15 protein-coding genes and 1 pseudogene are annotated in these 19,652 nt (G+C 69.8%); 10 read left to right on the top strand and 6 right to left on the bottom strand.

Going from position 1 to position 19,652, the window contains the following annotated elements; translation table 11 throughout:
- The first annotated feature begins 49 nt into the window (after positions 1-49).
- Positions 50-922, top strand: a complete 873-nt coding sequence (gene gluQRS, locus CRP50_RS10070) for a tRNA glutamyl-Q(34) synthetase GluQRS (protein ID WP_097279037.1) — start codon at positions 50-52, stop codon at positions 920-922.
- Positions 923-966: 44 nt separating this feature from the next.
- Here gluQRS and CRP50_RS10065 read toward each other — a convergent pair whose 3' ends face one another.
- Positions 967-1,221 (bottom strand): DUF1127 domain-containing protein, encoded by a 255-nt coding sequence (locus tag CRP50_RS10065; RefSeq protein WP_217992030.1) that lies wholly within the window; start codon positions 1,219-1,221, stop codon positions 967-969.
- Positions 1,222-1,328: 107 nt separating this feature from the next.
- On the opposite strand from CRP50_RS10065, the gene CRP50_RS10060 reads away from it, so the two are divergent.
- Positions 1,329-2,681 carry a PLP-dependent aminotransferase family protein gene (locus CRP50_RS10060; protein ID WP_097279036.1) on the top strand — a complete coding sequence of 451 codons (1,353 nt, stop codon included), beginning with the start codon at positions 1,329-1,331 and terminating at the stop codon, positions 2,679-2,681.
- A gap of 30 nt (positions 2,682-2,711) precedes the next feature.
- On the opposite strand, the gene CRP50_RS10055 is transcribed toward CRP50_RS10060, so the two are convergent.
- Positions 2,712-3,515 (bottom strand): undecaprenyl-diphosphate phosphatase, encoded by an 804-nt coding sequence (locus tag CRP50_RS10055; protein ID WP_097279035.1) that lies wholly within the window; start codon positions 3,513-3,515, stop codon positions 2,712-2,714.
- Positions 3,516-3,783: 268 nt separating this feature from the next.
- Between CRP50_RS10055 and CRP50_RS10050 the strand changes: the two genes are divergently transcribed.
- Together CRP50_RS10050 and gltB are read left to right on the top strand one after the other, a co-directional pair.
- A complete protein-coding gene (locus CRP50_RS10050; protein ID WP_097279034.1) occupies positions 3,784-5,250 on the top strand; it encodes an NAD(P)-dependent oxidoreductase in 1,467 nt (488 codons plus the stop codon).
- A gap of 14 nt (positions 5,251-5,264) precedes the next feature.
- Positions 5,265-9,824: a glutamate synthase large subunit gene (gene gltB / locus CRP50_RS10045; RefSeq protein WP_097279033.1), complete on the top strand. Its 4,560-nt coding sequence runs from the start codon at positions 5,265-5,267 to the stop codon at positions 9,822-9,824.
- Positions 9,825-9,912: 88 nt separating this feature from the next.
- On the opposite strand, the gene sbmA is transcribed toward gltB, so the two are convergent.
- Positions 9,913-11,211, bottom strand: a complete 1,299-nt coding sequence (gene sbmA / locus CRP50_RS10040) for a peptide antibiotic transporter SbmA (protein ID WP_097279032.1) — start codon at positions 11,209-11,211, stop codon at positions 9,913-9,915.
- A 169-nt stretch (positions 11,212-11,380) separates the two neighbouring features.
- Here sbmA and CRP50_RS10035 point away from each other — a divergent pair, with 169 nt between their 5' ends.
- From CRP50_RS10035 to CRP50_RS10025, 3 genes are read left to right on the top strand one after another with little or no spacing between them, the layout of a single operon-like run.
- Positions 11,381-12,118 carry an SDR family oxidoreductase gene (locus CRP50_RS10035; protein ID WP_097279031.1) on the top strand — a complete coding sequence of 246 codons (738 nt, stop codon included), beginning with the start codon at positions 11,381-11,383 and terminating at the stop codon, positions 12,116-12,118.
- Positions 12,119-12,158: 40 nt separating this feature from the next.
- Positions 12,159-12,638, top strand: a complete 480-nt coding sequence (locus tag CRP50_RS10030) for a hypothetical protein (RefSeq protein WP_097279030.1) — start codon at positions 12,159-12,161, stop codon at positions 12,636-12,638.
- Positions 12,639-12,692: 54 nt separating this feature from the next.
- Entirely contained in the window at positions 12,693-13,166 is a 474-nt protein-coding gene (locus tag CRP50_RS10025; RefSeq protein ID WP_097279029.1) for a putative molybdenum carrier protein, read from the top strand.
- 2 nt (positions 13,167-13,168) lie between these two features.
- Here CRP50_RS10025 and CRP50_RS10020 read toward each other — a convergent pair whose 3' ends face one another.
- From CRP50_RS10020 to CRP50_RS26035, 3 genes and pseudogenes are all read right to left on the bottom strand, one after another.
- The gene (locus tag CRP50_RS10020) at positions 13,169-14,122 is read right to left on the bottom strand and encodes a D-2-hydroxyacid dehydrogenase family protein (protein WP_097279028.1); all 954 of its coding nucleotides are present in this window, start codon (positions 14,120-14,122) and stop codon (positions 13,169-13,171) included.
- A 45-nt stretch (positions 14,123-14,167) separates the two neighbouring features.
- Complete coding sequence (locus tag CRP50_RS26040; RefSeq protein ID WP_245913426.1) at positions 14,168-14,635, bottom strand: DUF2083 domain-containing protein; 468 nt, start codon at positions 14,633-14,635, stop codon at positions 14,168-14,170.
- A gap of 166 nt (positions 14,636-14,801) precedes the next feature.
- Positions 14,802-15,533, bottom strand: a pseudogene (locus CRP50_RS26035) (helix-turn-helix domain-containing protein); the annotation flags it as partial.
- Between the two features lie 276 nt (positions 15,534-15,809).
- Here CRP50_RS26035 and aceA point away from each other — a divergent pair.
- The 3 genes from aceA to CRP50_RS10000 all read left to right on the top strand — a co-directional run bounded on the left by aceA (position 15,810) and on the right by CRP50_RS10000 (position 19,650).
- Positions 15,810-17,105, top strand: coding sequence for an isocitrate lyase (gene aceA, locus CRP50_RS10010; RefSeq protein WP_097279027.1), 1,296 nt, complete (start codon positions 15,810-15,812; stop codon positions 17,103-17,105).
- A gap of 50 nt (positions 17,106-17,155) precedes the next feature.
- Positions 17,156-17,380: a DUF4170 domain-containing protein gene (locus CRP50_RS10005; protein WP_097279026.1), complete on the top strand. Its 225-nt coding sequence runs from the start codon at positions 17,156-17,158 to the stop codon at positions 17,378-17,380.
- A gap of 695 nt (positions 17,381-18,075) precedes the next feature.
- Positions 18,076-19,650 carry a methyl-accepting chemotaxis protein gene (locus CRP50_RS10000; protein ID WP_176525110.1) on the top strand — a complete coding sequence of 525 codons (1,575 nt, stop codon included), beginning with the start codon at positions 18,076-18,078 and terminating at the stop codon, positions 19,648-19,650.
- Positions 19,651-19,652: the final 2 nt, after the last annotated feature.

Genomic DNA, 19,652 nt, shown 5'->3' with positions numbered 1-19,652 from the left:
ATATGGTACCGATTACCAGAGTTGCTGCCAAGCAGGACGATACAGTTTCATGAAATCGCCACAGCCGCCCGAGTCGCGCGCCGATCATACCATAGTCGCGAGATTCGCGCCGTCTCCAACGGGTTACCTCCATCTGGGCCATGCCTTCTCCGCCCTCTTCGCCGAATCGGCGGCGCGTGCCGCCGATGGGCGCTTCCTCTTGCGGATGGAGGACATCGACCCCGGCCGCTGCCGGCCCGACTTCGACGCCGCCATCCGCGAAGACCTCGCCTGGCTCGGCCTGACGTGGGAAGAGCCGGTGCGCCGCCAGTCGGAGCACCTGGAGGACTACCGCCACGCCCTGGCGCTGCTCGAGGCGCGTGGTCTCCTTTATCCCTGCTTCTGCACCCGCCGCGAAATCCAGGAGGAGGTCGCCCGCGCCCCCCATGCACCGCACGGGCCGGACGGCGTGCTCTATCCCGGTACCTGCCGATCCTGTTCAACGTCCGAGCGGGCGGCGCGGGTCGCGGCCGGCGAGGCGCACTGCCTGCGCCTCGACATGGCGGCGGCGGTGGCGCAGGCCGGGCCGCTGACGTGGCACGACCGCGCCGCCGGGGTGCAGGCGGCGCGGCCGGAGGTATTCGGCGACGTGGTGCTGGCCCGCAAGGAGACGCCGACCAGCTACCATCTGGCCGTCACCTGGGACGACGCCCTGCAGGGCGTGACGCTGGTGACGCGCGGCACCGACCTGTTCGAGTCGACCCACGTCCACCGCCTGCTGCAGGCGCTGCTCGACCTGCCGGTGCCGGAGTACCATCACCACCGCTTGCTGACCGACGATCAGGGGCGCCGCTATGCCAAGCGCGACCGCAGTCTGACCCTGCGGGCCTTGCGCGAGGCGGGGCGCACGCCGGCCGAGGTGCGGGCGATGGTGGGGCTGTAGGACCGCGCCGGCCGACCCTTTGTCCCGCATTGCACCGAGTGCAATCAGCGCCAGTCGCGCGGCAGTCCGTCGCCGACCCGCCAGAAGGACTGCGACGCCTCGTCGGCCGCCTGCTCGCGCGAGACGCCGATGTCGCGCAGCAGCCGGTCGTCGAGGCGCGCCAGGGCCAAGCGCGTCTGCTGCGCCACGTACCACCGGAAAACCGCGCCGGGCAGGCGGGCCACGGCGGTGGCGAGGCGCCGCGCAAGGGGGAGGCGGATGGGTTCGCTGGCCCGCCGGCCGATCATCTGCTGGGGCATGACACGCTCCTTTGCGTTCTCGATGCACTCAGGCTATGATCGCTCTTGCGTCGGTGCAATCGGTGCATTGGCGTCGGTGCAATGCAATTGACCTCGGTGCAAAACCCATGGACGTCAGCTACCACAGCCTCGCCGACGAGATCGGCCGCGACATCGCCGAAGGGCGCCTCGGCCCCGGCGACCGCCTGCCGCCCCATCGCGACTACGCCTATCGCCGCGGCATCGCGGTCTCGACGGCGGGCCGCGTCTACAAGGAACTGGTGCGGCGCGGGCTGGTGGTGGGCGAGGTCGGGCGCGGCACCTTCGTGCGCGCCGTGTCGCCGGCGCCGGCGACCCAGCTGGGCGTGCCCGATGCCCCGAGCGGCCTGGTGAACCTGGAGGCCAGCATCCCCATCCTGGAGGGGCAGGACGCGCTGCTGGCGCCCGTGCTGGCCGACCTGCTGCGCCCCGACGTGTTGGCCGCCTCGCAGATCCTGCTGCCGCGCACCGGCACCCAGGCGGCACGCGAGGCCGCCGCCGCTTTCCTCGCCCGCGACGGCTGGACGCCGTCGCCCGACGACATGCTGCTGGCCGCCAGCGGCCGGCGGGCGGTGGCGGCCGCGCTGGCGGCGCTGGCCGCGCCCGGCGACAAGGTGGCGGTGGAGGCGGTGACCTACCCCATGGTGAAGGGGCTGGCGGCGCGCCTCGGCATCGTGCTGGTGCCGGTGCCGCTCGACCCCAACGGCCTGCGACCCGACGCGCTCGCCCAGGTGCACCGCGAGACGGCGGGCGGCGTGAAGGCGGTCTACGTCCAGCCGTCGCTGCACAACCCGCTGTCGCTGACCATGCCGCCGTCGCGCCGCCGCGAACTGGCCGAGACGCTGGAGCGCACCGGCATCGTCGCCATCGAGGACAGCGTCTACGGTTTCCTGGCGCAGGATCAGGCGCCGCTGGCGGTCTTCGCGCCGGACCACGTCATCCACATCGACAGCCTGTCCAAGCGCGTCGCGCCGGGGCTGACCGTCGGCATGCTGGCGGTGCCGCCGCGCCTGCGCCAGGCGGTGGCGGCGTCGCTGCACACCGGCGCCTGGACGCCCAACGCCTTCGCCCTGGAAGCCGCGGTGCTGCTGCTGCGCAGCGGTCTCGCCGCCGACATCTCGGAGCGCAAGCGGCAGGACGCCCGCCGCCGGCAGGAGCTGGTGCGCGACCGACTGGCGGGCCTCACCCTGCGCACCGACCCGACGTCCTATCACTGCTGGCTGGAACTGCCGGCGCCGTGGCGGGCCGAGACCTTCGTCGCCGCCGCCGCCCGCCGCGGCATCGCCGTCACGCCGGGGGCGAGCTTCGCCGCCGGGCCGGGCCACGCGCCCAACGCGGTGCGCATCGCCCTCGGCCTGCCGCCGATGGCGGTGCTGGACGAGGCGCTCGGCACCCTGCGCATGCTCGCCCTCGGCGGGCCGGACGATTTCGCGGTGGAATGACCGCCGCCATGGAGCGGCGGCCGGGCGGCGTCACCAGACGCCGTAGGCCCATGCCAGCAAGGCGATGCCGAGGATGATGCGGTAGACGGCGAAGGGCGTGTAGCTGGCACGCTTCAGCCAGGCCATCAGCAGGGCGATGGCCACCAGCGCCGACAGGAAGGCGAGGCCGGCGGCGATGAGGGCGGCGTTGGTCAGCTGCCAGTCGCCGGTCTGGGCGATGTCCCACCCCGCCAGCACACCGGCGCCGAGGATGGTGGGGATCGACAGCAGCATGGAGATGCGCGCCGACTCGCCGCGCTCGTAGCCCAGCATGCGGGCCGCCGTCATGGTGATGCCGGACCGGCTGGTGCCGGGGATCAGCGCCAGCACCTGGGCGAGGCCGATGACCAGGGCGTCGGTCCAGGTCAGGTGCTCGGTGCGTTTCACCGTCATGCACAGGCGGTCGACGACCCACAGCAGGATGCCGTAGATCAGCGTCGTCCAGCCGATGACCGCGAGCGACCGCGCCACGGTGCCGATCATGTCCTTGAGCAGGAAGCCGGCGATCACCACCGGCACCGTCGCCGCGGCGATCTGCAGGGCGAGACGGCCATAGGGGTCGCGGCGGCCGCGCAGCATGCGCCAGAAGCCGGCGATCATGCCCCAGACGTCGCGGCGGAAGTACAGCACCACGGCGAACAGCGTGCCGACGTGCACCGCCACGTCCATGTCGAGCCCCTGGTCCTGCCAGCCGCCGACCGCCGGAACCAGCACCAGGTGCCCCGACGAGCTGATGGGCAGGAACTCGGTGATGCCCTGCACCACGGCAAGCACAAGGATTTGTAGAAGCGTCACCGCCGACCCCCTGTGGATGGTGTGGCAACCTTCTAGCACACCAAGGGATTCCGCGGGAAGCCGGGACATGGTACACAAATGTTTACCATTGTACGCAGGCTCTCCGGCCGCCTGGCTCGGTCGGGCCACCGAGGTTACAAAATTGCGCGGAAAATGGTAAACGAAGTTGACCTAAATGTCGTTTTTTGCTTGGCCGCCGCCGTTTTCGCACTTATTGGAATAGGCCAGACCGCCCCCCAAACCACAGTCGACGCGAGGAGGCCGCGCCATGGCGCGCAACAAGATGCTCCGCTTCACCACGCTCGAGCAGGAATATCCGACGAAGCGCCCAGCCGAGATGCGCCGCGAGGACTTCGACGAGATCTACACCGCGTTCGAACCGGCGAAAGCATCGGATCAGGCCTCGCGCTGCGAGCAGTGCGGCATTCCGTTCTGTCAGATCCACTGCCCGCTCGGGAACAACATCCCCGACTGGCTGATGCTGACCGCCAACGGCCGCCTGGAGGAAGCCTACGCGGTGTCCTCGGCGACCAACAACATGCCGGAAATCTGCGGCCGCATCTGCCCGCAGGACCGCCTGTGCGAAGGCTCCTGCGTGCTGGAGCAGAGCCGTCACCGCGCCGTCACCATCGGCTCGGTGGAAAAGTACATCACCGACACCGCCTGGGCCGAAGGCTGGGTGCAGCCCAAGACCCCGGCGGCCGAGAACGGCTTTTCCGTCGGCATCATCGGCGGCGGCCCGGCCGGCATGGCGGCGGCGGAACAGCTGCGCGCCAAGGGCTATGCGGTGCACGTCTACGACCGCCACGACCGCATCGGCGGCCTGCTGATCTACGGCATCCCCGGCTTCAAGCTGGAGAAGTACGTGGTCGAGCGGCGCGTGAAGCTGCTGCAGGACGCCGGCGTCGTCTTCCACCCCAACACCGACGTCGGCAAGACCATCTCCTTCGCCGACCTGCGGGCCAAGCACGACGCCATCCTGGTGGCGACGGGCGTCTACAAGGCGCGCATGCTGTCGTGCCCCGGCGCCGGCCTGACCGGCGTCCACAAGGCGCTGACCTACCTGACGGCGTCCAACCGCGTCGGCATGGGCGACACGGTGGCCGACTACGAGTCCGGCATCCTGGACGCCAAGGACAAGCACGTCGTCGTCATCGGCGGCGGCGACACCGCCATGGACTGCGTGCGCACCGCCATCCGCCAGGGCGCCAAGTCGGTGAAGTGCGTCTATCGCCGCGACCGCGAGAACATGCCGGGCAGCCAGCGCGAAGTCGCCAACGCCGTCGAGGAAGGCGTCGAGTTCGTGTGGATGGCCGCGCCGGAAGCCCTGCTCGGCGATGCCGACAACAAGGTCACCGCCGTGCGCGCCATCAAGATGCACCTCGGCGTCGCCGACAGCTCCGGCCGCCAGAGCCCGCAGCCCATCGAGGGCAGCCAGTTCACCATGGAGGCCGACCTGGTCATCGAGGCCCTCGGCTTCGAGCCCGAGGACCTGCCGGTCTACTTCGCCGAGCCCGACCTCGCCGTCACCCGCTGGGGCACGGTCAAGACCGACCACAAGACGCTCATGACCTCCATCCCCGGCGTGTTCGCCGCCGGCGACATCATGCGCGGCGCCTCGCTCGTGGTGTGGGCGGTCAAGGACGGCCGCGACGCCGCCGAGCGCATCGACCAGTACGTGACCGCCAAGGCCGCCGCCGACAAGAGCGCGCCCGCCATGGCCCAGGCCTCCTGAGGGAGTAGACACCGATGACCGAGATCAAGAAGGTTCAGCCCGAGTCCGGCAGCCAGTTCGTCGAGACCTGGAAGAAGAACGCCGAGACCCTGAAGGCCGCCGGTGCCTACGATCCCGCGTGGGAGCACGACAACTGCGGCGTCGGCCTGATCGCCGCGCTCGACGGCAAGCCCCGCCGCGAGGTGGTGGAAGCCGGCGTCGAAGCCCTGCGCGTGCTGTTCCACCGCGGCGCCGTCGACGCCGACGGCAAGACCGGCGACGGCGCGGGCATCCATGTGCAGATCCCGCAGGACTTCTTCAAGGAACACGTCCAGCGCACCGGCCACGACCTCGCGGCCGGCAAGCTGGCGGTCGGCATGATCTTCCTGCCGAAGAACGACATGGCGGCGCAGGAACGCTGCCGCACGGTGACCGAGTCGGAGATCCTGAACTTCGGCTACACCATCTACGGCTGGCGCCAGGTGCCGGTCGACATCTCGGTGATCGGCGAGAAGGCCAACGCGACGCGGCCCGAGATCGAGCAGATCATGATCGCCAACACCAAGGGTGTGGACGACGACAAGTTCGAGAACGACCTCTACGTCATCCGCCGCCGCATCGAAAAGAAGGTGCTGGCCGAGCACATCACCGAGTTCTACATCTGCTCGCTGTCGTGCCGCTCCATCATCTACAAGGGCATGTTCCTGGCGGAACAGCTGACGACCTTCTATCCCGACCTGCTGGACCAGCGGTTCGTTTCCAGCTTCGCCATCTATCACCAGCGCTATTCCACCAATACCTTCCCGACCTGGCGCCTGGCCCAGCCCTTCCGCATGCTCGCCCACAACGGCGAGATCAACACGCTGATGGGCAACGTGAACTGGATGAAGGCGCACGAGACCCGCATGGCGTCCGACGTGTTCGGCGACATGATCGAGGACCTGAAGCCCACTATTCAGAACGGCGGCTCCGACTCGGCGGCGCTCGACAACGTGTTCGAGCTGATGTGCCGCGCCGGCCGCTCGGCGCCCGAGGTGAAGGCGGCGCTCATCCCCGAGAGCATCGGCGCCAACAAGCTGATGCCCGACGAGCACCGTTCCATGTTCAGCTACTACAACTGCATCATGGAGCCGTGGGACGGCCCGGCCGCCATCTGCGCCACCGACGGCCGCTGGGTGGTCGCCGGCATGGACCGCAACGGCCTGCGCCCCATGCGCTATTCCGTCACCGCCAACGGCCTGCTGATCGTCGGCTCGGAGACGGGCATGGTGCGCCTGCAGGAAGCCGAGATCGTCGAGAAGGGCCGCGTCGGCCCCGGCGAGTGCATCGGCGTCGACCTGAAGGACGGCAAGTTCTTCAGTGACAAGGCCCTGAAGGACAAGCTGTCGGCCCGCAAGCCCTTCCCCGAATGGGTCAAGCGCATCACCCACCTGGACGCCCTGGTGGAAGCCGCCAACCATGCCGAAACGCTCGGCATCAAGGGCGACGACCTGCGCCGCCGCCAGATGGCCTACGGCCTGACCATGGAAGACATGGAGCTGATCCTCCAGCCCATGGTCGAGGACGGCAAGGAAGCGGTCGGCTCCATGGGCGACGACGCGCCGCTCGCGGTGCTGTCGGACACCTACCGCGGCCTGCACTGCTTCTTCCGCCAGAACTTCAGCCAGGTCACCAACCCGCCCATCGACAGCTTGCGCGAAACGCGGGTGATGAGCCTGAACACGCGCCTCGGCAACCTGGGCAACATCCTGGAGGAGGACGCCAGCCAGTGCGACCTGCTCCAGCTCGACAGCCCGGTGCTGGTGACGGCCGAGTTCAACGCCATGCGCCAGCACATGGGCGACACGGCGGCGATCATCGACTGCACCTTCGATCCGAAGGCCGGTGACAACGCCCTGCGCGACGCCCTGCACGCCATCCAGCGCGAGGCGGAAGACGCCGTGCGCGGCGGCTGCACCCATGTCGTGCTGACCGACGAGAAGGCCGGCCCGACCCGCGCCGCCATTCCCATGATCCTGGCCGCCGGCGGCGTGCACACGCACCTCGTCCGCCAGCAGCTGCGCACCTTCACCAGCGTCAACGTGCGCACCGGCGAATGCCTGGACGTGCACTACTTCGCCGTCCTCATCGGCGTCGGCGCCACCACGGTGAACGCCTACCTGGCGGAAGAGGCCATCGCCGACCGCCACGCCCGCGGCCTGTTCGGCGACATGACGCTGGAACAGGGCCTGAAGAACTTCAAGAAGGCCATCGGCGAAGGCCTGCTGAAGGTGATGTCCAAGATGGGCATCTCGGTCATCTCCAGCTACCGCGGCGGCTACAACTTCGAAGCCGTCGGCCTGTCGCGCACGCTGGTGGCCGAGTTCTTCCCCGGCATGTCGTCGCGCATCTCGGGCATCGGCCTGCAGGGCGTGCAGAAGAAGGTGCTGGAGCAGCACACCAAGGCCTATGCGGCCGGAGCCATCGTGCTGCCCATCGGCGGCGTCTATCGCGTCCGCCGCAACGGCGGCGAGCGCCACGCCTTCGACGGCAACCTCATCCACACGCTGCAGCACGCCGTGGCGACGGACAGCTACCAGACCTATCGCCGGTACGTGGAAGGCCTCTACAAGATGCCTCCCATCACCCTGCGCGATCTGATGGACTTCCGCTCCGACCGCGCCGGCCTGTCGCTGGACGAGGTGGAAAGCACCACCGCCATCCGCAAGCGCTTCGTCACCCCCGCCATGTCGCTCGGCGCCCTGTCGCCGGAAGCGCACGGCACGCTCAACATCGCCATGAACCGCATCGGCGCCAAGTCGGACTCCGGCGAAGGCGGCGAGGTGCCGGAACGCTACCGCCCGGCGCCCAACGGCGACAACGCCAACTCGGCCATCAAGCAGGTCGCCTCGGGCCGCTTCGGCGTCACCGCGGAATACCTGAACCAGTGCCGTGAGATCGAGATCAAGGTCGCCCAGGGCGCCAAGCCCGGCGAGGGCGGCCAGCTGCCCGGCTTCAAGGTGACGGTGGAGATCGCCAAGCTGCGTCACTCGACGCCCGGCGTCATGCTCATCTCGCCGCCGCCGCACCACGACATCTACTCCATCGAGGATCTGGCGCAGCTCATCTACGACCTGAAGCAGATCAACCCCGAGGCGCAGGTGACCGTGAAGCTGGTCAGCCGCACCGGCATCGGCACCATCGCCGCCGGCGTGGCCAAGGCCAACGCCGACGTCATCCTGGTGTCCGGCCACTCGGGCGGCACGGGCGCCAGCCCGCAGACATCCATCAAGTACGCCGGCCTGCCGTGGGAAATGGGCCTGTCGGAAGTGCACCAGGTGCTGACGCTCAACCGTCTGCGCCACCGCGTGAAGCTGCGCACCGACGGCGGCCTGAAGTCCGGCCGCGACATCGTCATCGCCGCCATGCTGGGCGCGGAAGAGTTCGGCGTCGGCACCACCAGCCTGGTCGCGCTGGGCTGCATCATGGTCCGCCAGTGCCACTCCAACACCTGCCCGGTGGGCGTGTGCACCCAGGACCCGGCGCTGCGCGGCAAGTTCACCGGCACGCCGGAGAAGGTGGTGAACCTGTTCACCTTCATCGCCGAGGAAGTGCGCGAGATCCTGGCCGGGCTCGGCTTCCGCTCGCTGGAAGAGGTGATCGGCCGCTCCGACCTGCTGCACCAGGTCAGCCGCGGCGCCAGCCACCTGGACGACCTCGACCTCAACGCCCTGCTGGTGCAGCCGGACGACGGCGGCCTGCCGACCACCTGCCAGACGGTCGGCCGCAACGAGGTGCCGGAGACGCTCGACGCCCAGATGATCGTCGACGCCAAGCCGGCGCTCGAGGACGGCGAGAAGATGCAGCTGACCTACAACGTGCGGAACACCCACCGCGCCATCGGCACCAAGCTGTCGCACAAGATCGTGAAGAAGTACGGCATGACCGGCCTGCAGCCGGGCCACATCACGGTCCGCCTGCGCGGCTCGGCCGGTCAGTCGCTGGGCGCCTTCGCGGTGCAGGGGCTGAAGCTGGAAGTGTTCGGCGACAGCAACGACTACGTCGGCAAGGGCCTGTCGGGCGGCACCATCGTGGTGCGTCCGGCCGTCTCCAGCCCGCTGAAGTCCAACGACAACACCATCATCGGCAACACGGTGCTGTACGGCGCCACCTCCGGCAAGCTGTTCGCGGCCGGCCAGGCGGGCGAGCGCTTCGCGGTCCGCAACTCGGGTGCGACGGTGGTGGTGGAAGGCTGCGGCTCCAACGGCTGCGAGTACATGACCAACGGCACCGTGGTGATCCTGGGTGCGGTCGGCGCCAACTTCGGCGCCGGCATGACCGGCGGCATGGCCTACATCTACGACGAGGACGAAAGCTTCGAGCTGCGCGTCAACCCGGACAACGTGGTCTGGCAGCGCGTGCAGGTGGAGCACTACGAGCAGCAGCTCAAGGCGCTGATCGAGGAACACGCGGCGGAATCGGGCTCGGCCCATGCGCAGCGCATCCTCGCCAACTGGAGCCGCGAGCTGGGCAAGTTCTGGCAGATCGTCCCGAAGGAGATGCTGGACAAGCTCGCCGTCCCTGTCACCCCGGCCGCCACCGTCGCCGCCGAGTGACGACGGACAGGGTGTGAAACGGCAACCGCCGGCTTCCCAAGGGAGGCCGGCGGTTCTGCTTTGGGGGAGGGGGGAGCGGCCCCGCCCGTCAGGCCTGCGCCTCGCCGCCGGCGGTGGGCGGCACCTGGGGCGTCACCGCGGCCAGGGCGGCGGCGAGCACCGGCTCCACCTCGGCCTCCAGCGGGTCGGCGGGCGGTTCGCCCTCGATGGCCGATTCGAAGGCGCGCAGGCGCTTGTAGATGGACAGAAGCTCGACGATCGTCGTCCACGAATTCACCAGGTACTGCATGGACGAGCGCACCTGCGCGAAGGCGTTGAGGATCTGGTTCATGGCGCCCAGCGTGATCTTCCCCGCCACGATGGTGGGCGCCAGGATGATGTAGGGGAAGATGTTGTCCGTCTGCAGGTACAGGATGCGGGCGACGTTGAAGTACATGTAGTGGAAATAGAGCGTGAAGTAGTTGCGCCGCACGTTGGAGAACAGCTCCTGCACCGTCGGCGGCTGGGCGCGGGCGATGTCGTCCTCGCCGTAGACCAGTTCCTTGCGGTAGGCCGCCTCCACCCGCTGGTTGCGGAACTCGAGCCCCGGCAGCTTGATGCCGATGAGCGCCAGCAGCCCGGTGCCGAACAGGGACCAGAACAGCGCCACCACCACCAGCGAATGCGGCACCTCGCCGATGAGCGGCAGTTCGGTCACCTGCGCCGACAGGGTCAGCAGCACCGGCAGGAACGCCACCAGCGTCATCACCGCGTCGATGAGGTTGACGCCGAGCCCCTCCACCGTCGCCGAGAAGCGCATGGTGTCTTCCTGCACGCGCTGGCTGGCGCCCTCGATGTGGCGCAGGCGGCCCCAGTGGCTCATGTAGTAGCCGTTCATGGCGCTGCGCCAGCGGAAGATGTAGTGGCTGGCGAAGAAGCGCGTCAGCACGCCGATGGCCACGGCCACGAAGGCGATGCCGGCGAAGGTGAGCAGCTGGCCGAAGAATTCCTCGATGGTCACCGGCCGGCTCTTGGCGAGCGCGGCCTGGATCATGTCGTAGAACGGGCCGTACCAGTCGTTGACGGCGACGCTCACCTGGACCTGCAGGTAGGTGACGAAGAGGATCAGCGCCGACCCCAGGATCGACCACCGCCACCACGGGTGCGGCGCCAGGCGCTGCCAGACGGTGGCGAACAGACCGACGGCGCTCCAGAAGTACAGGTAGAACCACAGGAACGGCCCGGTGGCGAACATGCCGACGCCGACCACCGGCTCGTCCGGCGGCACGAAGCCCAGATGCGTCCCGAGCGCGCCGCCGCCGGCGTACCAGCCGGCGATGCACAGCGCGATCCAGACGACGGCCGAGGTGAAGAAGGCGCGGGGGGAGGGGAAGAAGCTCTTGAACATGCCGGCGGCGTCCTGTGGCGGATAACCCGGGGTTCCGTGGGAAGTCACTGCGGCGATCCTAGAGCCGCCGCCGCATCGTCCGTAGTTAAAGATGCTTCATGGAAATCTCGTTAAGCCGCCGCGTTATGCTAACGAAAGGTCGTCACCCGAACCTGCAGGAGCCTCATCCATGACCATCCTCGTCACCGGCCATTCCCGCGGCCTCGGCGCCGCCCTCGCCGCCGAGCTGCTGACCCGCGGCTACCGGGTGTTCGGCGTGTCGCGCGGCGGCAACGACGATCTGGCGGCGCGCTTCCCCGACCGCTTCGCGCAGGCCGCCGTCGACCTGGGCGACCCGGCGGCGGTGCAGGGCTGGCTGACGGGCGGCGGCCTGAGCGCGGTGCTGGCCGACGGCGACGACGGCGCCGTGGCGCTGGTCAACAATGCCGGTACGGTCGCACCCGTCGGCCCGGCCGGCACGCTCGACGCGGCCGAGATCGCGCGCGCCGTCGCGCTCAACGTCACCGCCCCGCTGCTGCTGGCCGACGCCTTCGTCGCCGCCACCGAGGGCCGCGCCGACCGTCGCGTCATGCACGTCTCCAGCGGCGCCGCCCGCACCGCCTATGCCGGCTGGAGCATCTACTGCGCCACCAAGGCGGCGCTCGACCACCACGCCCGCGCGGTGATCGCCGACGCCCGGCCGGGCCTGCGCATCGCCAGCGTCGCGCCGGGGGTGATCGACACCGACATGCAGGCCGCCATCCGCGCCACCACGCCCGAGCAGTTCGCCCTGCGCGAGCGCTTCGTGGCGCTGAAGGAGAGTGGCAGCCTGTCGTCGCCGGAAGACGCCGCCCGCGCCCTGGCCGACATGCTGCTCGCCCCCCGCTTCGGCGCCACCGCGACGGCCGACGTGCGCGACGCCGGCTGAGGCGGCGGCGCGGCGCTCCCCGACGCGGCGCGACTCGGGCATGATGAAGCTCCCGCCGGGCGTCCCGGCGCAACCGGAGGCCGCCGTGACCTGGAGCACCGTCGCCGATTTCGCCACCGCTCTTACGCTCCTTGCCACGGCGGGGGTGCTGATCGGGCTCGTCAACACTCTGCGCGACCAGCGCCGGCAGGCGCTTCTGTATCTGCACGGCTATCTGGCGCGCGACGAACTCAGCGCGGCGCGGGAGGCAGTGCGTTGCCGCCTGTCTACCATCCCCTATGCCGCCTGGACCGACGACGACAAGCTCCACGCCAGCCGTGTCTGCGCCAGCTACGACCAGGCCGGGTTCCTCATGGAGACGAAGGTGATTGCGCCGGCGCAGGCGGAGCTGTTGCTGCGCTCGTCGTGGGGTGAGAGCGTCTGCGATCAGTACGAGGCGCTGGAGGGATTCCTCGATGCGCGCCAGACGCCAAGTAAGACGGGCCGCGCCTTCTTCGTGCATTTCGGCCGCCTCTATTAGGCCGCCCGCCTGCATCACCGCGGTGCCGGGGCGAGGGCGGGCGTCTGGCCGGCCGTGGCGCGTATCGTGTGCGGTGGACAGACCGGCGCCGACCGGGCGGCGCTCGACTATGCGATCCTGGCCGGCATTCCCTATGGCGGGTGGTGCCCGCGGGACGGCTGGGCCGAGGATCGCCCGGCCTTTCCCGGCCTGCTCGCCGACTATCCCGCGCTGATCGCGACACCGTCGGCGGACCCGGCGCAGCGGACGGAATGGAACGCCCGCGACAGCGACATCACCGCCATCCTGGTGCCGTCGCGCGGGTTCGCGGCATCGCCCGGAACGACCCTGACCGAGGAAGCCGCCCGGCGGGCAGGCAAGCCGGTCCGGGTGTTCGATGTGAGCGATCCTGCCGCCGTCACCGATTTCCGTGACTGGGTGCGGCTGCAGCCCGAGCCTCCGACACTCAACATCGCCGGACCACGGGAAAGCGAGGCGCCGGGGCTCCAGGCCCGGGTGCTCGCGTTTCTCGTCCGTGCCCTCGGATGACCTTACGCCGGGATGACGGTGATGGGCTCGCCCCGCAGCCAGGCGAGGATGGCGTCCACCGTCTCGCCGTAGAACACGCGGTAGGTTTCCTGCGTCACGTAGCCGATGTGCGGCGTCAGCAGCAGGCGGCCCTCGGCGCGCAGGGGGTGGTCGGCCGGCAGCGGCTCGGTGTCGTAGACGTCGAGCGCCGCCCCCGCCGGGCGGCCCGCCGCCAGGGCGTCGAGCAGGGCGCGCCAGTCGACGATGGGGCCGCGCGCGGTATTGACCAGGTAGGCGTCGGGCTTCATCAGCGCCAGCTCGGCGGCGCCGATCAGGCCGCGGGTGCGCGAAGACAGGCGCTGGTGGATGGTGACGAAGTCGGCGGTCGCCAGAAGCTCCTCCTTCGACACCCGCGTCACGTCGCCCACCTCGGCGCAGCGGGCGTCGGTGAGGTTCTCGCTCCAGGCGACGATCTTCATGCCGAAGGGCTTGGCGTAGGCCGCCACCTGGGCGCCGAGCCGGCCGAGGCCGATGATGCCGAGGGTGGCGCCGCGCAGGTCGCGGCCGATGCCCACCTGCCAGCCGCCGGCGCGCACCGAGCGGTTCTCCGGCAGCAGGCGGCGCGCCTGGGCGAGGATGAGCGCCAGCGTCAGCTCCGCCGTCGCATGCCCCGGCGAGTTGGTGCCGCAGACCGTCACCCCGCGCGCCGCGGCGGCGGCGACGTCGATGGCGTCGTTGCGCTTGCCCGTGGTGACGACGAGGCGCAAGGCCGGCAGGGCCGCGAACAGCTCCGCCGTCAGGGGCGTGCGCTCGCGCATGGCGCAGATCACCTCGAAGGGCGCCAGCCGCTCGGCCAGCGCCGCCGGGTCGGTCAGGGTGTCGCGGAAGACGGTGACGCGGCACTCGGCCGGCAGGCGCGACCAGTCGGCGAAGCGGCGGGCGGAGTCCTGGTAGTCGTCGAGGATGGCGATGCGCATGGTGCGGCGGACTCCTGAGCGGGACGGTCGGATACTCCGCCCATGCTACCCGTCGCGGGCGGCGAAGGAGAAGGGGCTGAAGCCGCGCTCGCTATCGTCCAGGCGCAGGCGGTGGTGCAGGCTCGGGTGGGCGCGCTGGGCGCAGTCGGCGCGCTCGCACAGCCGGCAGGTGACGCCGATGGGCATGGGCACGGCGCCGGGGCCGAGGTCGAGGCCGTCGGCGTAGACCAGTTCGCGGGCGTGCTCCAGGGCGCAGCCGAGCGCCACGCCGAACTGCTGGCGGGCGGCGTGGAAGCCGCCGGCCGTCTGGTGCACCGTGCGGGCGACAGAGAAGAACCGGCCGCCGTCGGGCATCTCGCTCACCTGGGTCTTGATGACGCCGGGCACCCGGAAGGCGTCGTAGACGATGTAGCGCGGGCAGGCGCCGCCGTAGCGGGCGAAGGGGAAGGCGGTGGCGGCGAAGCGCTTGGATACGTTGCCGGCCTTGTCGACGCGGATGAGGAAGAACGGCACCCCCTTGGCGCCCGGGCGCTGCAGGGTGGTGAGGCGGTGGCAGACCTGCTCGAAACTGACCTCGAAGCGGTGCTCCAGCAGCTCGATGTCGTAGCGCAGGCGGCGGGCGGCGGGCGGCGGCCAGGACCGGCTCGTAGGGCATGAGCACGGCGCCGGCGAAGTAGTTGGCGAGGCCGAGCCGCGCCGCCCACCGCGCCTCGGGATGGGTCGGCCCGGCGGCGTCGAGCAGGCGGTCGAGCAACGCGCCGTGCTGCAGGTAGGCGATGTGGCAGGCCGCCTGGAAGGCGCGCTTCGGCGCCGGCAGCAGCTCCGACAGCAGCAACTGGCGGCCGTGGTGGTCGTAGCGGCGGATGGCGGCGCCCATGGCCTCCGCCGGCAGCACCCGCACGCGGATGCCGTGGGCGGCCTCCAGGTGCAGGCAGAGGCCCTTCCACAGGTCGCCGCGGCGCAGGCCGGCGTCCTCCCACAGGGCCTCGGCGGCGGTCTCCAGCTCGGGGAAGTGGTTGCCGGCGGCGGCGAAGAACTCGCGCACCGTCTCCAGCGGTTGGGCCGTAGGCGTGGCGCCGTCGCCCTCCGCCATGCGCCCGGCCAGCGTCGCCAGGTCCTCCGCCGCCCGCCGCCAGGCGCCGTAGAGCGTCAGCACCGCCTGGGCGAGGTCGGGCGACTGGCCGGCGAGGTCGTGGATGTCGCGGCGCCGCACCGGGCTGTCGTCGAACAGGTGGTCGGCGAAGACCTCCGTCAGCGCGTCGGCCAGGCGGGCGTCGTCGCCGCCGGCGAAGGTCTGCAGGTCGACGTCGAAGGTCTGGGCGAGGCGCAGCAGCACCGGCACGGTGACCGGGCGCTGGTTGTGCTCGATGAGGTTCAGGTAGCTGGGCGAAATGCCCATGCGCTCGGCCATCTGCGCCTGCGTCAGGCCGTGGTCTTGGCGCAGGCGGCGCACCCGCGCGCCCAGCATGGCCTTGCGGTCGAGCCCCGTGATGGTGGTCATTCCCCCGTTCCCCCGGTTCGTGCCGCAGTGCGGCGGAGTCGTTTGCTTTACACGTTCACCATGTCCGGCTGTAAATGCTTCACAAGCCAACCCTTTTACTTTCCAAGTCGTGTTGCGGTGCCGCGCGATCAAGTCAAAATCGTGACTTATCTCGCAAACGCACAAAGCACACCGAGGAGGAACCGCATGGCACCGCTCGACGCCCGCACCGACCAGGGCTCCGACCACACCGACATCCACCGCCGCCGCTTCGAGGCCGTGCGGCGCGACTACACCACGGCCGACGTGGAGCGCCTGCGCGGCAGCGTGCGCATCCGCCACACGCTGGCCGAGATGGGCGCCCGCCGGCTGTGGGACCTGCTGCACAGCCGCGACTACGTGCCCGCCCTCGGCGCCCAGACCGGCGCGCAGGCGGTGCAGTGGGTGAAGGGCGGGCTCGAGGCCATCTATCTGTCCGGCTGGCAGGTGGCGGCCGACGGCAACCTGGCCGCCCAGACCTACCCGGACCAGAGCCTCTACCCCGCCAACTCCGCCCCGGCGCTGGTCAAGCGCATCAACAACGCCCTGCTGCGCGCCGACCAGATCGAGCACCTGGAGGGCCATTCCGGCCGCACGCCCTGGCTCGCCCCCATCGTGGCCGACGCCGAGGCCGGCTTCGGCGGCCCGCTCAACGCCTTCGAACTGATGAAGGCCTTCATCGAGGCGGGTGCGGCCGGGGTCCACTTCGAGGACCAGCTGGCCAGCGAGAAGAAGTGCGGCCACCTGGGCGGCAAGGTGCTGGTGCCCATCGGCCAGTTCATCCGCACCCTGTCGGCGGCGCGGCTGGCGGCGGACGTGTGCGACGTGCCGAGCATCCTGGTCGCCCGCACCGACGCCGAAAGCGCCCGCCTGCTCACCACCGACATCGACGAGCGCGATCACCCCTTCATCGACTTCGACGCCGGCCGCACGGCGGAAGGCTTCCACCGCATCAAGGCCGGCATGGGCGTCGACTACTGCATCGCTCGCCAGCTGGAATACGCGCCCTACGCCGACCTGCTGTGGTGGGAAACCTCCACCCCCAACCTCGACGACGCGCGCCGCTTCGCCGAGGCCGTCCACGACCGCTACCCGGGCAAGATGCTGGCCTACAACTGCTCGCCGTCGTTCAACTGGGCCAAGAACCTGGGCGAGGCCGACATCGCCCGGTTCCAGCGCGAGATCGGCGCCATGGGCTACAAGTTCCAGTTCGTGACGCTGGCCGGCTTCCACGTGCTGAACTACGCCAGCTTCCAGCTCGCCAAGGGCTACCGGGCCGAGGGCATGGCCGCTTACTCGCGCCTGCAGCAGGCCGAGTTCGCGGCCGAGGCCGAGGGCTACACCGCCACCCGCCACCAGCGCGAGGTCGGCACCGGCTACTTCGACGCCGTCGCCGACACGGTGGCCGGCGGCCGCGCCTCCACCGCCGCCCTGACCGAAAGCACCGAGGCGGCGCAGTTCTGAGTTCGGATCCGAGTTCGGACCGTCATCACGCGACGAGGAAGGAGAGCACCATGGGACAGTCGACGCGCTTCTGGGTCATCGGCGGCGAGTACACCGACACCGCCTTCACCCGCATCAAGGCCGGCACGCAGACCATCGCCGGTCCCTTCACCGAGTACGACGACGCCCTGCGCGACTGGCGCAACCGGGCCGAGGAGAACCGCGGCGACGCCTGCCTGCGCTTCTCCATCGCCGCCGAGGGCGTGGCGGCGCAGGCGGGCCTGCCGGCGCGCTGAGCGGCAGTGCGTAGCCGAGGGCGGACGACGGCGGCGGCGGTCTTACCGCCGCCGTCAGCGTTTGCGGGCGCATCATCGCCATACCGCATTGTGGTCGAGTCGCTGGAGAGTTTTCCGCGCACAGGTTGTGCTGCGGTGCATCATCAGCCGCCGTTGTCGTCGCCCGACGGTCGACATCACATTTTTCGCGCGGCCGCCGAACGTAGGGTCATAGAGGGCACGGCCTCGTCAGGAGCCTGACCCGCAGGGCAGTATCCTGCCCCGGTTGTATCCTACATCAGCGCACGGAAATATGCGCGAACGCCCGGGCTGCGGATGCGACATCCGGCGCGGTGTGTTTCCGACTACCCTATTCTCCTCATGGATACTATCCGCGACCACCCGATGGTTCCGGCTTCGGCCATTGTGCGTCGCAAGCGGAATTGCTTATGGCGTTCGAGTAGTTGCCCTACGTCGTATGTGGGTACTACGCTCGACGGGTCGCCAAAAAATCACCAAGGGGAGCAGCGACATCAAACAGCACAGCAGTCGTCGACACCGATTCACTGGATCATCCGGTGGACGGTGAACAGAGGAGTACTGCCATGAGACTGAAAGATGCTCCTGTCGCCGCCAAGATTTGGGGGCCGATTTTCGTCCTTTTCCTTGCTCTCGTCATCGGAATGGGGGTGGCGATTCTTCAGACGCGGGCGGTCATGACCACCGAACGTCACGCGCGGCTCATCAGTATAACCGACGTCGCCAAGACCATCGTCACCGGCTTTCACACCCTCGCCGCCAAGGGCGAAATCTCCGAGGCGGAAGCTCAGGAGCAGGCCAAGGCGGCCCTGCGCGCCGCCCGCTTCGACGGCACCGAATACGTCTTCGTCTACGACCAGAAGGGGACCAGCCTGGTCATGGGCCCGAAGCCCGAGATGGAAGGCCAGAACCTCATCGACATGCGCGACCCGACCGGCAAGCCCATGCTGCGCGACCTGTTGACCGCGGCGGCGCAGGGCGGCGGCCTCGTGCCCTACATGTGGCCCAAGCCCGGCAGCGAAAAGCCGGTGGACAAGGTGTCCTACGCCGTCGCCTTCGAGCCCTGGGGCTGGATGATCGGCACCGGCCTCTACGTCGACGACCTGGAAGCCGCCTTCTGGCGCAACGTCGGCACCTTCGGCGGCACCGCCGTCGTGTTCATCGCCGTCCTCGGCGCCATCGTGTTCTTCGTCGTGCGCAGCATCACCCGCCCGCTCGGCGCCACCACGGCGGCCCTGCAGCGCCTCGCCCACGGCGACACCGACGTGACGGTGCAGGCCGAGGATCGCAAGGACGAGGTCGGCCAGTTGATCCACGCCCTGCAGGTGTTCCGCGAGAACGCCCTGGAGCGCGCCCGCCTGGAACAGCAGCAGCGCGAGGCGGAAGAGAACGCCCGGGCCGAACGCCGCCGCATGATGCTGCAGATGGCCGACCAGTTCGAAGGCCAGGTCGGGCAGATTCTGATGGAGGTTTCGGAAACCGCCCACGCCATGGAAAGCACCGCGGAATCCATGCGCGAGGCCGCCGACCAGGTGGCTCACCAGTCGAGCGCCGTCGCCAGCGGTGCCGAGGAATCCTCGGCCAGCGTCCAGACCGTCGCCGCCGCCACCGAGGAACTGTCGGCCGCCATCGCCGAGATCCAGCGCCAGGTTACCGACGTCAGCGGCGTCGTCGGCGAGGTCACCCGCGACGCCCAGGACGGCGACCGCATGGTCGCCAAGCTGTCCGACGCCGCCGGGCGCATTTCCGAAGTGGTCAGCCTGATCGACGACATCGCCAGCCAGACCAACCTGCTCGCGCTCAACGCCACCATCGAGGCGGCGCGGGCTGGCGAGGCGGGCAAGGGCTTCGCCGTCGTCGCCAGCGAAGTGAAGGCGCTCGCCACCCAGACCTCGCGCGCCACCGGCGAGATCGCCGAGCAGATCGCGGCGGTGCAGGACGAGACCAAGGCGACCGTCGCCGCCATCCAGCACATCGCCACCCGCGTCAGCGGCCTTGCCGCGGTGACGGAGGCCATCGCCGCCGCCATCGAGCAGCAGAACGCGGCGACGCGGGAAATCGCGCGCAACGTGGCCCAGGCCTCGGCCGGCACCACCGAGGTGTCGCGCAACATCGGCGGCGTTTCACAGGCCGCCGACGAGACGGACCAGGCGGCGGCCAGCGTCGAGGACGCGGCCCACGGCGTCGCCGCCCGTGCCGACCGCCTCACCGCCGAGATCAAGGCGATGCTCGACCAGATCCGCGCCGCCTGATC

The organism is Caenispirillum bisanense, from assembly GCF_900230255.1.
Taxonomy (GTDB): Bacteria; Pseudomonadota; Alphaproteobacteria; order Rhodospirillales; family Rhodospirillaceae; genus Caenispirillum; species Caenispirillum bisanense_A.
Note: the sequence above shows the minus strand (reverse complement) of the source record. Positions and strands in the feature narration are given on the sequence as shown.

Bases quoted from the DNA above. Each gene is read 5' to 3' on its own strand.
- CRP50_RS10060 (WP_097279036.1), top strand. From the start codon at position 1,329: ATGGACGTCAGCTACCACAGCCTCGCCGACGAGATCGGCCGCGACATC.
- CRP50_RS10035 (WP_097279031.1), top strand. From the start codon at position 11,381: ATGACCATCCTCGTCACCGGCCATTCCCGCGGCCTCGGCGCCGCCCTC.
- sbmA (WP_097279032.1), bottom strand. From the start codon at position 11,211: ATGTTCAAGAGCTTCTTCCCCTCCCCCCGCGCCTTCTTCACCTCGGCC.
- gluQRS (WP_097279037.1), top strand. From the start codon at position 50: ATGAAATCGCCACAGCCGCCCGAGTCGCGCGCCGATCATACCATAGTC.
- aceA (WP_097279027.1), top strand. From the start codon at position 15,810: ATGGCACCGCTCGACGCCCGCACCGACCAGGGCTCCGACCACACCGAC.
- CRP50_RS10030 (WP_097279030.1), top strand. From the start codon at position 12,159: ATGATGAAGCTCCCGCCGGGCGTCCCGGCGCAACCGGAGGCCGCCGTG.
- CRP50_RS10000 (WP_176525110.1), top strand. From the start codon at position 18,076: ATGACCACCGAACGTCACGCGCGGCTCATCAGTATAACCGACGTCGCC.
- CRP50_RS10020 (WP_097279028.1), bottom strand. From the start codon at position 14,122: ATGCGCATCGCCATCCTCGACGACTACCAGGACTCCGCCCGCCGCTTC.
- CRP50_RS10065 (WP_217992030.1), bottom strand. From the start codon at position 1,221: ATGCCCCAGCAGATGATCGGCCGGCGGGCCAGCGAACCCATCCGCCTC.
- gltB (WP_097279033.1), top strand. From the start codon at position 5,265: ATGACCGAGATCAAGAAGGTTCAGCCCGAGTCCGGCAGCCAGTTCGTC.
- CRP50_RS10050 (WP_097279034.1), top strand. From the start codon at position 3,784: ATGGCGCGCAACAAGATGCTCCGCTTCACCACGCTCGAGCAGGAATAT.
- CRP50_RS10005 (WP_097279026.1), top strand. From the start codon at position 17,156: ATGGGACAGTCGACGCGCTTCTGGGTCATCGGCGGCGAGTACACCGAC.